The 12,691-nt window shown below is 67.0% G+C and carries 11 protein-coding genes; 7 read left to right on the top strand and 4 right to left on the bottom strand.

From position 1 onward, the window contains the following. Window positions 1-2: 2 nt before the first annotated feature. The 3 genes from ACS5PM_RS13465 to ACS5PM_RS13475 are packed head-to-tail and all read right to left on the bottom strand — an operon-like array spanning window position 3 to window position 2,975. Entirely contained in the window at window positions 3-1,514 is a 1,512-nt protein-coding gene (locus tag ACS5PM_RS13465) for a tripartite tricarboxylate transporter permease (protein WP_439388135.1), read from the bottom strand. A gap of 2 nt (window positions 1,515-1,516) precedes the next feature. Beyond that, window positions 1,517-2,011 carry a tripartite tricarboxylate transporter TctB family protein gene (locus ACS5PM_RS13470; protein WP_439388136.1) on the bottom strand — a complete coding sequence of 165 codons (495 nt, stop codon included), beginning with the start codon at window positions 2,009-2,011 and terminating at the stop codon, window positions 1,517-1,519. A 1-nt stretch (window position 2,012) separates the two neighbouring features. Continuing rightward, window positions 2,013-2,975 carry a Bug family tripartite tricarboxylate transporter substrate binding protein gene (locus tag ACS5PM_RS13475; protein WP_439388137.1) on the bottom strand — a complete coding sequence of 321 codons (963 nt, stop codon included), beginning with the start codon at window positions 2,973-2,975 and terminating at the stop codon, window positions 2,013-2,015. A gap of 139 nt (window positions 2,976-3,114) precedes the next feature. Between ACS5PM_RS13475 and ACS5PM_RS13480 the strand changes: the two genes are divergently transcribed. From ACS5PM_RS13480 to ACS5PM_RS13510, 7 genes are all read left to right on the top strand, one after another. Further along, the gene (locus ACS5PM_RS13480; protein WP_439388138.1) at window positions 3,115-3,801 is read left to right on the top strand and encodes a response regulator transcription factor; all 687 of its coding nucleotides are present in this window, start codon (window positions 3,115-3,117) and stop codon (window positions 3,799-3,801) included. 41 nt (window positions 3,802-3,842) lie between these two features. Beyond that, the gene (locus ACS5PM_RS13485; protein ID WP_439388220.1) at window positions 3,843-5,228 is read left to right on the top strand and encodes a sensor histidine kinase; all 1,386 of its coding nucleotides are present in this window, start codon (window positions 3,843-3,845) and stop codon (window positions 5,226-5,228) included. A gap of 14 nt (window positions 5,229-5,242) precedes the next feature. Next, the gene (locus tag ACS5PM_RS13490; protein WP_439388139.1) at window positions 5,243-5,665 is read left to right on the top strand and encodes an RNA-binding S4 domain-containing protein; all 423 of its coding nucleotides are present in this window, start codon (window positions 5,243-5,245) and stop codon (window positions 5,663-5,665) included. Window positions 5,666-5,793: 128 nt separating this feature from the next. Beyond that, on the top strand, window positions 5,794-6,342 hold the full coding sequence (gene grpE, locus ACS5PM_RS13495) for a nucleotide exchange factor GrpE (protein WP_439388140.1): 549 nt from the start codon (window positions 5,794-5,796) through the stop codon (window positions 6,340-6,342). A gap of 78 nt (window positions 6,343-6,420) precedes the next feature. After that, the gene (gene dnaK, locus ACS5PM_RS13500) at window positions 6,421-8,364 is read left to right on the top strand and encodes a molecular chaperone DnaK (RefSeq protein ID WP_439388141.1); all 1,944 of its coding nucleotides are present in this window, start codon (window positions 6,421-6,423) and stop codon (window positions 8,362-8,364) included. A 111-nt stretch (window positions 8,365-8,475) separates the two neighbouring features. Next, on the top strand, window positions 8,476-9,636 hold the full coding sequence (gene dnaJ, locus ACS5PM_RS13505; protein WP_439388142.1) for a molecular chaperone DnaJ: 1,161 nt from the start codon (window positions 8,476-8,478) through the stop codon (window positions 9,634-9,636). 142 nt (window positions 9,637-9,778) lie between these two features. Then, entirely contained in the window at window positions 9,779-11,485 is a 1,707-nt protein-coding gene (locus ACS5PM_RS13510; protein ID WP_439388143.1) for a response regulator, read from the top strand. On the opposite strand, the gene ACS5PM_RS13515 is transcribed toward ACS5PM_RS13510, so the two are convergent. Next, complete coding sequence (locus ACS5PM_RS13515; protein WP_439388144.1) at window positions 11,482-12,585, bottom strand: PA0069 family radical SAM protein; 1,104 nt, start codon at window positions 12,583-12,585, stop codon at window positions 11,482-11,484. The two genes, ACS5PM_RS13510 and ACS5PM_RS13515, sit on opposite strands and share 4 nt — an antisense overlap. Window positions 12,586-12,691 lie beyond the last annotated feature (106 nt).

Consider the following 12,691-nt stretch of genomic DNA (forward strand, 5'->3'; position numbering starts at 1 on the left):
CGTCAGACGCGCACCACGGCGTCGGGCTCGTGCTGCGGCTTGAGCCAGCGCACGAGGCGGGGCAACACCAGCACGGCCACCACGACGATCAGCAGGAACAGCGACACCGGCCGCTGCAGGAAGATCGTCCAGTGCCCCTCGCCGATCGACAGGGCGTTGCGCATCTGCGCTTCGGCCAGCGGCCCGAGGATCATGCCGACCACCACCGGTGCGGTCGGGAAGTCGAAGCGGCGCATGGCCACGCCCAACAGGCCGATCGCGTACAGCAGCACCAGGTCGAAGGCCGACTGCCGCATGCCGTAGACGCCCACCGTGGCGAAGATGAGGATGCCCGCGTAGAGCGGCGCCTTCGGCACCTTCAGCAGCTTCACCCACAGGCCCACCAATGGCAGATTCAGCACCAGCAGCATCACGTTGCCGATGTACAGCGAAGCGATCAGCGCCCAGACCAGCGGGCCGTTGGTATCGAACAGCTGCGGACCGGGCTGGATGCCGTAGTTCTGGAACGCACCCAGCAGGATGGCCGTGGTGTTGGAGGTCGGGATGCCGAGCGTCAGCAGGGGCATCAGCGTGGCGGTGATCGCCGCATTGTTGGCCGCTTCGGGCCCAGCCACGCCCTCGATCGCGCCCGTCGTCCCGAACTCCTCCTTGTGGCTGGACAGCTTCTTCTCGGCGGCATAGCTCAGGAAGGTCGGGATCTCGCTGCCGCCCGCCGGGATGGTGCCGAAAGGCACCCCGATGAAGGTGGCGCGTATCCACGCCGGCCAGGAGCGCTTCCAGTCGCTGCGGCTCATGTGCACGCGGCTCAACTTGTTCTGCGTGCCGACGGTCTTGCCTTCGTACAGCACGTTGTACAGAGCCTCGCCGACCGCGAACAGGCCGACCGCGATCAGCACCACCTCTATGCCATCCATCAGCTCGGGCACACCGCCGGTGAAGCGCGCCATGCCCGAGATCTGGTCGATGCCCACCACGCCCATCGCCAGGCCGATCGCCAGGGCAGTCAGGCCGCGCAGCGTGCTCTGCCCAAGCACCGCGGAGACCGTCGTGAAGGCAAGCAGCATCAGCATGAAGTACTCGGGCGGCCCGAGCTTGACGGCGTAGTTGGCGACGATCGGCGAGCAGAAGGTGACGATCACCGTGGCGATGGTCCCGGCGACGAAGGAGCCTATGGCCGCGGTGGCCAGCGCGGCGCCGGCCCGGCCGCTCTTGGCCATCTTGTTGCCCTCCATCGCGGTGACCATCGAGCCCGACTCGCCCGGCGTGTTCAACAGGATCGAAGTGGTCGAGCCGCCGTACATCGCACCGTAGTAGATGCCGGCGAAGAAGATCATCGACGCGGTGGGTTCGACCTTCAGCGTGATGGGCAGCAGCATGGCCACCGCCGTGGCCGGCCCTATGCCCGGCAGCACGCCCACGGCCGTGCCGATGATGCAGCCCAGCAGGGCCCAGAGCAGGTTCACCGGCGTGCCCGCCGTCATGAAGCCTTGCAGGAGTTGATTGAGGGTATCCATCGTCACAACCATCCGGTCGAGGTGAGGCCGGGCAGGCCGATCGACAGCAATTGCGTGAACATCCAGTAGACCGGCGCGGAGATCGCGAACCCGATCAAGGCGTCCATCGCGACCGCGCGCACGCCGATGCCGCGCACACCTTCCGCCCACTTGAAGCCGCGCGCGGCCAGGACGAAGCAAAGCGTGCACGAAAGGATGAAGCCGATCGTCGTGATCAAGGCCGCATTGGCCAGGATGCCGACGCTGACCCACGCAAAGCCGGCCCAGTCGCCGCTTTCGGCACCGGAGGGCTCCTCCATGTTGCGGAAGCCGCCGCTGGCGGCCTCCCAGACCAGCCAGACACCGCACAAGGCGAGCATCACGCCCACCAGCAGCGGCAGGAAGTTCGGCCCGACGCCGGAATAGCCGGCTTCGGCGCTGAGCTGGAAGCCCCCGATCAGGTACAGGGCGCCGGCGGCCAGCACCGCCGCGCCCAGGAGCCCATGCCGAGCGACCATGTCAGATCATCCCGGCCTTGACCATGATGGCTCGCAGGCCGGCGAACTCGTCGTCGACGAACTTGTCGAATTCCGGGCTGGTCATCAGGGCGGGCGTCCAGCCGTTCTTCTCCAGCGCCTCCGCCCAGGCCTTGCTCTTGGTCGCCTTGACGATCATGTCGACCAGCGCCTTCTTCTGCTCGGGCGTGATGCCGGCCGCGCCGTACACGCCGCGCCAGTTGCCGATCACCACGTTGATGCCCTGCTCCTTCAGCGTGGGCACGTTGATGCCCTTCAGGCGCGCATCGGACGTGACGCCGATCGCGCGCATCTTGCCCGCCTCGATGTAGCTCTGGAATTCGCTGTAGCCGCTGCCGCCGATGGTGACATTGCCGCCCAGGATGGCCGCCGTTGCCTCGCCGCCCCCTCGGAAGGGCACGTAGTTGATCTTCGCGGCGTCGACACCGACTTCACGCGCGATCATGGCCGCCGCGACATGCTCAGTGGAGCCGCGCGAGCCGCCACCCCACTTGACGCTGCCCGGGTCCTTCTTCATCTGCTCGACGACGTCCTTCATGGTCTTGAAGGGTGAATCCGTCGGCAGCACGAAGACGTTGTATTCGCTCGTCAGCCGAGCCAGCGGCGTGGCCTGCGAAAGGCTCACCGGCGGCTTGCCGGTGATGATGCCGCCCAGCATCACCGCGCCCATCACCATGATGGCGTTCGGATCGCCCTTGCTGGCATTGACGAACTGGGCCAGGCCCAGGGCGCCCGCAGCGCCGCCCTTGTTGTCGTAGCTCACCGTGGCGGCCACACCGGCATCCTGCAGCGCCTTGCCCAGGGCGCGGCCGGTGGTGTCCCAGCCGCCGCCCGGGTTCGCCGGAATCATCATCTTGAGGTTGGCCCCCGCGGCGAGTGCCTCCAGCGGGAGGCTGGAACTCGCGGCCAGAGCGGCCAGGGACTTCAGGAAGGTATCGCGGCGCATCGCTGTCTCCTTGGAGTTGTCGGCAAATGGGTGAGCCTGAATGCTGACGATCGGGGCTGTCATCCGGCTGTCGTTTTGCCTAGGGAAAGCACGTATGCGAGCCCGGCTTCCGAGGTCGCCGGTGCTAAGGTCGCCCCCCGTGAAACTCCTGCTGATCGAGGACGATCCCGGCCTGCTGGCCACGCTGCAGCGAACGCTGGAGCGCAGAGGCATGCGCGTATCGACCTGCAGCGATGGTGCGCGGGCGGTCGAGCGTTGGCAAGCGACGATTCCGGACGTCGTGCTGCTGGACCTGACGCTGCCCGGGTTGGACGGCCTGAAGGTGCTCGAGCGGGCGCGCAGCGAGGGCCTGGCCACCCCGGTGATCGTGCTCACGGCCCGAGGCACCATAGGCGACCGGATCATCGGCCTGAACACCGGAGCCGACGACTATCTGCCCAAGCCTTTCGACCTCGACGAACTGGAAGCTCGCATCCGCGCACTGGCTCGGCGGCACGCCCGCAGCGGCGGGCTCGACGGCGCCATGACCCTGTCGCCCGAGTTCGCCGGGCTTCGTTGCGACGCCGAAAGTGGCGCCGTGTACTTCCGCGGCGAGCCACTCGAGCTACCACCTCGAGAGGCCACGCTGTTGCGCGCATTGCTGCAGCGCCCAGGCCACGCGGTCGCCAAGGAGCGCCTGTTCGAAGCCGTCTTCCCGGGGCAGTCCGAAGTGCAGCTGGAAGCCATCGAAGTGGTGGCGTACCGGCTGCGCAAGCGGCTGGCGCCCACCGGCGTCCAGCTGGTCACCCTGCGCGGCCTGGGCTACCTCCTGAAAGCGCCGGCGTGATCGGCGCGTGGTGGGCCAGGCGTTCGCTGCGCGACCGGCTGATGTTCGGCATCCTCGTGCCGGTGCTGCTGTTCTCGCTCGTCAACACGTCGGTGCTTTACCGCGAGGCGCTGAAGGCCGCAGACACTGCCTACGACCGCACCCTGCTGGCCACGGCCAAATCGATCGGCGACCTGCTGGAGGTGACCACCGAGGGCGATCGGCCGCACCTGAAGTCCACGGTGCTGTACTCGGCGCTCGAGGCGTTCGAAGCGGACAACCGCAGCCGCCTGTACTACCGCGTCACCGGCTTCGACGGCGAGACGGTGTCCGGCTTCGAGGGCCTGGCGCCCTGGCGCGGCAAGCTGCCGCTGAAGGGGCCGTACGCGGCGCTGGTCGACTTCTATGACGATCAGTACCACGGCACACCCGTGCGCGTGGCCGTGCTGCTGCAGCCGGTCACCTGGGCCACGGGCCAGGGCATGGCGACGATCCAGGTGGCCGAGACGCTGGAACTGCGCGAGACCCTGGCGCGGCAGCTGCTCGTGGCCACGGCCTGGCGCCAGGCGGCGCTGCTGCTGATCATTGCGGGGCTGGTCATCTTCGTCGTGCAGCGCGCCACCCGGCCGGTCGGCGAATTGAGCCGCTCGCTGCGCTCCCGGGCCGAAGGTGATCTCGCGCCGCTGGATGGCAGCCCCGTGCCACGCGAGCTGCAGCCGCTGGTCGCCGCCACCAACCACCTGATGGGCCGGCTCAAGCACCTGCTGGATCACCAGAAGCGGTTCGTGCGCGACGCCTCGCATCAGCTGCGAACCCCGCTGGCCGTGCTCAAGGTCCAGGTGCAATCGGCACAGCGCGGCGATGTGGATCCGGCGCAGGCGCTGCTCGAGATCGGCGACACGGTCGAGCGTGCGACCCTGCTGGCCAACCAGATGCTGGCCCTGGCGAAGGTCGAGCAGATTCGCCAGCACAGCGATGCACCCGCAGTCGACTGGGCGGATATCGTGCGCGCCGTCGCGCTGGACCTGTCGGCCCTGATCGTCGAGCACCACCTCGACTTCGACATCGAGACGCAGCCGGCGCCTGTGCGTGCGCACGAGTGGGCACTGCGCGAGCTCTCCCGCAACCTCATCCACAACGCCATCAAGCACGGGCGCGACGGCGGCCGCCTGGCCATCCGCCTGCTGGCCGATTCGAGGCATGCGGCGCTGACGGTGTCCGACAGCGGCTCGGGTCTCACCGCCGATCAGCGCAGCCGCCTGTTCCAGCCCTTTTCCGCCGGACTCGGCCAGGCCAGCGTGCGCAGCGGCTCGGGCCTGGGCCTGGCCATCTGCCACGAGATCGTGGCCAGCCTCGGCGGCCAGATCGAGCTCGACAACCGCGTCTCGCATGGAACTGTCGAAGGCGTGGATGCCACCGTCCGATTGCCGTTGGCCCCTGCCCGTTGAGCGAAAATTCGCCTGTGAAAGAACCCAAGCTGAGCGCCGAGCCCGTCCGCCTGGACAAGTGGCTGTGGGCGGCGCGCTTTTTCAAGACCCGCGCCCTGGCTGTCGAGGCCATTGGAAAGAACCGTGTCGAAGTCAATGGCCAGCCGGTCAAGCCCTCGCGTGACCTGAGGGTGGGCGACGAGCTCACCTTGCGCGAGCCCGGCATGCCGCCGCGCACTGTCGAGGTGCTCGGCTTGAGCGAGATCCGGGGCCCCGCCCCGGTGGCGCAGGCGCTGTACGCCGAGACGGCAGCCAGTCTGGCGGCGAAGGAGGCTGCCCGCGAGGCGCGCCGCCAGGGCACCGAGCCTGCCCAGGCCATAGAGCACGGCCGGCCCACCAAGCGCGACCGCCGCCAACTCGCCGACTGGAACCGCTGGAGCGCCTCCACCGACGACTGAATTCCGGTCCCGCAGCACAGATCAGCCGATTTCTTGCGCCGGGGCTGAAAAATCCCTCTTGAACCGGGGGGAACCAGCCCCAATTGCCTTGGCAACCCCCATCGAAGCCCTTCGAACGACCCACGACGATGAGCAACAACGACGCGAATCAAGCCTCACCTGCCCCCGAATCCATCCCACAGCCCGACGCCGCCTCAGCCGCGCCGACCGAGGCTGGCGCCACGCCCGAAGCGCAGCTGGCGCAAGCCCAGGATCAGCTGAAGGAAGCACAGGACGCCTTCCTGCGAGCCAAGGCGGAGGCCGAGAACGTGCGCCGCCGGGCCGAGGAGGAGATCAGCAAGGCCCGCAAGTACGCCGTCGAATCCTTCGCCGAAAGCCTGCTGCCGGTCAAGGACAGCATGGAGGCCGCCATTGCCATGCCGGATGCGCCGGTCGAGAAGGTGCTCGAAGGCGTGCACGCCACGCTGCGCCAGCTCGCCCAGGCGCTGGAGCGCAACAAGGTCCTCGAGATCAATCCGCCCGCCGGCACCAAATTCGATCCGCACCAGCACCAGGCGATCAGCATGGTGCCCGCCCAGCAAGAGGCCAACACCGTCGTCGCGGTGCTGCAAAAGGGCTACCTCATCGCCGACCGGGTGCTGCGCCCGGCCCTGGTCACCGTCGCGGCGCCCAAGTGAGCCTCAAAGGCCCTTGAAGACCCCGCGGCGAACCACACATCGACACCAGACACCCCAACGAATCATCAGGAGAACGACATGGGAAAGATCATCGGCATTGACCTCGGCACGACCAACTCGTGCGTGGCCGTGATGGAAGGCAACAACACCCGCGTCATCGAGAACTCGGAAGGCGCGCGCACCACGCCGTCCATCATCGCCTACCAGGAAGACGGCGAGATCCTCGTCGGCGCCTCGGCCAAGCGCCAGGCGGTGACGAACCCGCGGCACACCTTCTACGCCATCAAGCGACTGATCGGCCGCAAGTTCACCGAGAAGGAAGTGCAGAAGGACATCAACCTGATGCCCTACAAGATCGTCGCCGCCGACAACGGCGACGCCTGGGTCGAGGAGCGCGGCAAGAAGCTCGCGCCGCCCCAGATCAGCGCCGAAGTGCTGCGCAAGATGAAGAAGACGGCCGAGGACTACCTCGGCGAGGAAGTGACCGAGGCCGTGATCACGGTGCCGGCCTACTTCAACGACAGCCAGCGCCAGGCCACCAAGGACGCCGGCCGCATCGCGGGCCTGGACGTCAAGCGCATCATCAACGAGCCCACCGCTGCCGCCCTCGCCTTCGGCCTGGACAAGCACGGCAAGGGTGACCGCAAGATCGCCGTGTTCGACCTGGGCGGCGGCACCTTCGACATCTCGATCATCGAGATCGCCGATGTCGACGGCGAGAAGCAGTTCGAAGTGCTGTCCACCAACGGCGACACTTTCCTGGGCGGCGAAGACTTCGACCAGCGCATCATCGATTACATCGTCACCGAGTTCAAGAAGGAGCAAGGCGTCGATCTGACGAAGGACGTGCTGGCCCTGCAGCGCCTGAAGGAAGCGGCCGAGAAGGCCAAGATCGAGCTGTCGAACCAGACGCAGACCGACGTCAACCTGCCTTACATCACCGCCGACGCGTCGGGCCCGAAGCACCTGAACATCAAGCTGACCCGCGCCAAGCTGGAGGCGCTGGTCGACGAACTCATCGAGCGCACGATCGAGCCCTGCCGCATCGCGATCAAGGATGCCGGCGTCAAGCTCAGCGACATCGACGACGTGATCCTGGTCGGCGGCATGACCCGCATGCCCAAGGTGCAGGACAAGGTCAAGGAGTTCTTCGGCAAGGAGCCGCGCAAGGACGTCAACCCGGACGAGGCCGTCGCCGTGGGCGCCGCCATCCAGGGCCAGGTGCTGGGCGGCGAGCGCAAGGACGTGCTGCTGCTGGACGTCACCCCGTTGAGCCTCGGCATCGAGACGCTGGGCGGCGTGATGACCAAGATGATCCAGAAGAACACCACCATCCCGACCAAGTTCAGCCAGGTGTTCTCGACCGCCGACGACAACCAGCCGGCGGTGACCATCAAGGTCTACCAGGGCGAGCGCGAACTGGCCTCGGGCAACAAGAGCCTGGGCGAGTTCAACCTCGAGGGCATTCCGCCGGCACCGCGCGGCATGCCGCAGATCGAGGTGACCTTCGACATCGATGCCAACGGCATCCTTCACGTCAACGCCAAGGACAAGGGCACGGGCAAGGAAAACAAGATCACCATCAAGGCGAACTCGGGCCTGTCCGAGGAAGAGATCCAGAAGATGGTGAAGGACGCCGAGCTGAACGCCTCCGAGGACAAGAAGAAGCTCGAGCTGGTGCAGGCCCGCAACCAGGCCGACGCGATGATCCACTCGGTCAAGAAGAGCCTCGCCGAGCATGGCGAGAAGCTGGACGCCGCCGAGAAGGAGAAGATCGAGACGGCGCTGAAGGACGCCGAGGAAGCGCTCAAGAGCGAGGACAAGGCGACCATCGACGCCAAGACCGAGGCGCTGATGACCGCCAGCCAGAAGCTCGGCGAGAAGATGTACGCCGATGCCCAGGCGGCGCAGGCCGGCGCAGGCGCGGAGGCCGGGGCCGAACATGCCTCGCAGCAGGCGCAACAGGCCCAGCCGGCTGACGACAACGTGGTCGACGCGGAGTTCAAGGAAGTCAAGAAGTGATCAGACGTCAGGCGTACCGCCTGACGTCCTGTCTCGCCGCGTTCGAACGGCAGGCCAGCGCCTGCCGCTCAACGCGGCGGCTGCGTTTGAGGACCCTCGAGCTTTTTACTCATGGCAAAGCGTGACTATTACGAAGTGCTCGGCGTGGCGAAGAACGCCTCCGAGGACGACATCAAGAAGGCCTACCGCAAGCTGGCCATGAAGCACCACCCTGACCGCAATCAGGGTGACGGTGCGAAGGTTGCGGAAGAGAAGTTCAAGGAGGCCAAGGAGGCCTATGAGATGTTGTCGGACGCGCAGAAGCGCGCGGCCTACGACCAGTTCGGCCATGCGGGTGTCGACCCCAATGCAGGCGGCTTCCGGGGCGGGCCGGGCCCCGAGGGATTCGGCGGCTTCGCCGAGGCCTTCGGCGACATCTTTGGCGACATCTTCGGCGGGGCGGGCGGCGGCGCCGGTGCCCGGCGTGGTGGCGGCGGCGGCCAGAAGGTTTATCGCGGCAACGACCTGTCCTACGCGATGGAGATCACGCTGGAGGAAGCGGCGCTCGGCAAGGAAAGCCAGATCCGCATCCCCAGCTGGGAGAACTGCGAGACCTGCGCCGGTTCGGGCGCCAAGCCCGGCACCAAGGCCAAGACCTGCACGACCTGCAACGGCGCCGGCACGGTGCACATGCGCCAGGGCTTCTTCTCGATCCAGCAGACCTGCCCGCACTGCCACGGCACCGGCAAGATCATTCCGGAGCCCTGCCCCACTTGCGACGGCGCGGGTCGCATCAAGAAGCAGAAGACGCTCGAGGTCAAGATCCCCGCAGGCATCAACGAGGGAATGCGCATCCGCTCGGCCGGCAACGGCGAGCCCGGCACCAACGGCGGTCCGGCAGGCGACCTGTACATCGAGATCCGCATCAAGCAGCACGAGATCTTCGAGCGCGACGGCGACGACCTGCACTGCACGGTGCCGGTGGGCCTGGTGACAGCCGCCCTGGGCGGCAGCGTCGAGGTGCCCACGCTGTCGAGCAAGGTCGAGATAGAGATCCCCGAAGGCACCCAGCACGGCAAGACCTTCCGCCTGCGCGGCAAGGGCATCAAGGGCATCCGCTCCAGCTACCCCGGCGACCTGTACTGCCACGTCACGGTGGAAACACCCGTCAAGCTCACCGAGCACCAGAAGAAGCTGTTCAAGGAGCTGGACGAGTCGCTCAAGAAGGGCGGAGACCGCCACTCGCCCAACGCCAAGAGCTGGACGGACCGGGTCAAGGACTTGTTCAAGTAGGGCGACGCGCCTGCCGATAAAGCCGAGGAAGTCCCCCGGCTCGCGCCGGGGCCACGCCTGTTGGCTGTCGTCGGCGCATGCAGTACTGCCAATCGTCACGCCCTGTTGAGCCTGTCGGGCCGGAACGCCGGGGGGCGCAGCCGTGAGCCGCGCCGACCACGATTTCAGCCAGTCCAGGGCGCTGATCATCGACGGTCACCCCACCTCGCGCAGCATCCTGGCCGCGCAACTGCGCGACCTGGGCGTGGGCACCGTGGTGCAGTGCAGCCGGATTGCCGACGCACGCCGGCACCTCGAAGGGCGCGAATTCGACGTCGTGCTGTGCGAACAGCACTTCCACGAGGGCAACGCCTCGGGCCAGTCCTTGCTGGACGACCTGCGCCGGGCCCAACTGCTGCCGTTTTCCACCGTCTTCGTGATGGTGACGGGCGAGGCGAGCTATACCGCCGTCGCCGAGGCCGCCGAATCGGCGCTGGACAGCTATCTGCTCAAGCCCTTTGCGGCCACCTCGCTGGCCGAGCGCCTGCTGCAGGCCCGCAAGCGAAAGCGGGTGCTGAGCGACATCTTCACGGCGGTGGAAGCGGGCGACTTCGACCAGGCCGCCAGGCTGTGTCTGGTGCGCTTCCAGGCCCGGGCTCCCTACTGGCTGTATGCCGCCCGTATCGGGGCCGAGCTGCTGCTGCGGTTGGGTCAGCATGAGGCGGCACAGACGCTTTTCCAGGCCGTCATTGACGCGCAGGCGCTGCCTTGGGCGAGGCTCGGCATTGCCCGCTCACAGCTGGAAGGCGGCAAAGTCCACCAGGCCCGCCGGACGCTGGAAGTGCTCATATCCGACGATCCGAGCCACGCCGATGCGTATGACGTGATGGGTCGGGTCCACGTCGAGCAAGGCTCGCTTGCCGAGGCGCTGGAAACCTATCGCATGGCGACCCAGCTGACGCCCGGCTCGATAGAACGCCTGCAGCGGCAGGGCATGCTGGCCTTCTACTGCGGCGAGCATGCCGAAGCGCGAAAGGCGCTGGAGCGTGCCGCGAGCATCGGCATCACCTCCAAGTTGTTCGACCTGCAATCCATGGTGCTGCTGGCCTTCGCCCGCTTCCGCGACAAGGACGGCAAGGGCCTGCAACGCTGCGCGGACAACGTGCGCCACGTCCTGGAACGTCATGCCTCGAGCAAGCGCGTGCGCCGATTCGGCCGGCTGATCGACGTGCTCGTCCTGATGATGGGCCGCCAGATCGCCCGCGTGCTCGGCGAGCTGCGCGACCTGGCGCAGGAGTTTCGCGAAACCGATTTCGACATCGAAGCCGCCCTGAACATGGTGAGCCTGCTGTCCGAGCTGGCGGCGGCCGAGCTTCAGCTGGAAGAAGCCAGCCGCTGGATCGACAGCATCGCGCTGCGCTTTTGCGTTTCCCGCAGCCTTTCGGAGCTGCTGGCCAAGGCCGCCGGCGCGCATGCGCCCTATGCGGAGCAGGTTCGCGCCGCCCACGCCAAGGTCACGGCACTCGCCGAATCCGCGATGAACCACAGCCTGAACGGGGAGCCGCGCGCCGCCGCCAAAGCCCTGCTCGCCCACGGCGCCCAGACGCAGAACACCAAGCTGGTCGACATGGCCCGCATGGTGCTGCAGCGGCATGCCGACAAGATCAGCGACGCGACCGAACTGCACTCCATGGCCGACGAGTTGCATGCCCGTCTCGCCAACGCCGCCCTTCCTGGCCTGGCCGGAGGCAGCCGCCAGGCAGGTGGCGTCGCCTTGCGATCCACACCGGAAACCACGGGATCCCCACCGGCCTCTACGCCTCCGACTTCGCCTGCGCAGAACGATCCGGCTGCTGCGGCCGTGAACTAGAACAGACTCTGCTGGACGGGCGCGCCGACCGGTTTGCCCTTGTCGGGCCCCGCTGGTCTCTCGAAGCGAGTCAGGTCCAGGGCGATCCTTTCCTCGTTCAAGCCCAGCCTCGCGACGGCCTTGTCGAAACGCTGCCGGATGAGCTGGGCCCAGATGCCCTCGCCGCTCATGCGCTTGCCGAACCGGGCATCATAGTCCTTGCCGCCGCGCATCTCGCGCAGGCGCGCCATCACGCGCTTGGCGCGGGCCGGGAAATGCACCTCCAGCCATTGCTGGAACAACGGATTCACCTCCCAGGGCAGGCGCAGCACGATGCTGAAGGCGTGCCTGGCCCCGGCCTGGGCCGCTGCTTCGAGCACACGCTCGATCTCCGGCTCGTTGATGAAGGGGATGACCGGCGACACGCTGACGCCCACCGGCACGCCAGCGGCGGTCAGCCTCTCGATCGTCTTCAGGCGCCGTTCGGGGTGCGCAGCCCGTGGCTCGAGGATGCGCGCCAGCTCCGGATCCAGTGTCGTGATGGACACATAGGCCGCTGCCATTCGCTGCGCAGCCATCGGCGCCAGGAGGTCGATGTCGCGCTCTATGCCGGAGGATTTGGTGATGACCGAGAAGGCGTGCCTGAATTCGCTCAGCACCTGGATCACCGAGCGGGTGATGTTCAACTTGCGCTCGGCCGGCTGATAGGCGTCCGTCGCGGAGCCAATGTTGAGCATCAACGGCGTGTAGCTCGGACTTTGCAGCGTGGCACGCAGACGCTCCGCGGCGTTGACCTTGGCAAAGATGCGCGTCTCGAAATCCAGCCCGGGCGAGAGGTTGAAGTAGCTGTGCGTCGGGCGCGCGAAGCAGTAGATGCAGCCGTGCTCGCAGCCCCGGTAGGGGTTGATCGAGAGATCGAAGTTGACATCCGGCGAATCGTTGCCGTTCAGGATGGACTTGACCCGCTGCTCGAAGATCTGCGTGGTCGGCGGGAGCGCCTCTTCGCTGACCGCCTGCTCGAACGTCCCCCAGCCATCGTCGAAGCTCTCGTGACGCTCGATGGTGAAGCGATGCTCTATGGCCCAGCCCGTGCCACGGCCCTTGGGAGGGACGACAAGCATGGCCTGCTCCGAGGCAGGCGGCGACGGCCGTTGCGACTGATGACTTGGCATACTGTGAATATATACAGTATGCCAGCCTCCGCCAAGCGCCCTGCTGGGGACAGGG

Origin of the sequence: Ideonella flava, from assembly GCF_051857595.1 — a bacterium.
Lineage (GTDB): Bacteria > Pseudomonadota > Gammaproteobacteria > Burkholderiales > Burkholderiaceae_C > Ideonella.

Excerpts from the sequence above, each read along its gene's own strand:
- ACS5PM_RS13465 (WP_439388135.1), bottom strand. The coding sequence starts at position 1,514 with ATGGATACCCTCAATCAACTCCTGCAAGGCTTCATGACGGCGGGCACG.
- ACS5PM_RS13470 (WP_439388136.1), bottom strand. The coding sequence starts at position 2,011 with ATGGTCGCTCGGCATGGGCTCCTGGGCGCGGCGGTGCTGGCCGCCGGC.
- ACS5PM_RS13475 (WP_439388137.1), bottom strand. The coding sequence starts at position 2,975 with ATGCGCCGCGATACCTTCCTGAAGTCCCTGGCCGCTCTGGCCGCGAGT.
- ACS5PM_RS13485 (WP_439388220.1), top strand. The coding sequence starts at position 3,843 with ATGTTCGGCATCCTCGTGCCGGTGCTGCTGTTCTCGCTCGTCAACACG.
- grpE (WP_439388140.1), top strand. The coding sequence starts at position 5,794 with ATGAGCAACAACGACGCGAATCAAGCCTCACCTGCCCCCGAATCCATC.
- dnaK (WP_439388141.1), top strand. The coding sequence starts at position 6,421 with ATGGGAAAGATCATCGGCATTGACCTCGGCACGACCAACTCGTGCGTG.
- dnaJ (WP_439388142.1), top strand. The coding sequence starts at position 8,476 with ATGGCAAAGCGTGACTATTACGAAGTGCTCGGCGTGGCGAAGAACGCC.
- ACS5PM_RS13515 (WP_439388144.1), bottom strand. The coding sequence starts at position 12,585 with ATGCTTGTCGTCCCTCCCAAGGGCCGTGGCACGGGCTGGGCCATAGAG.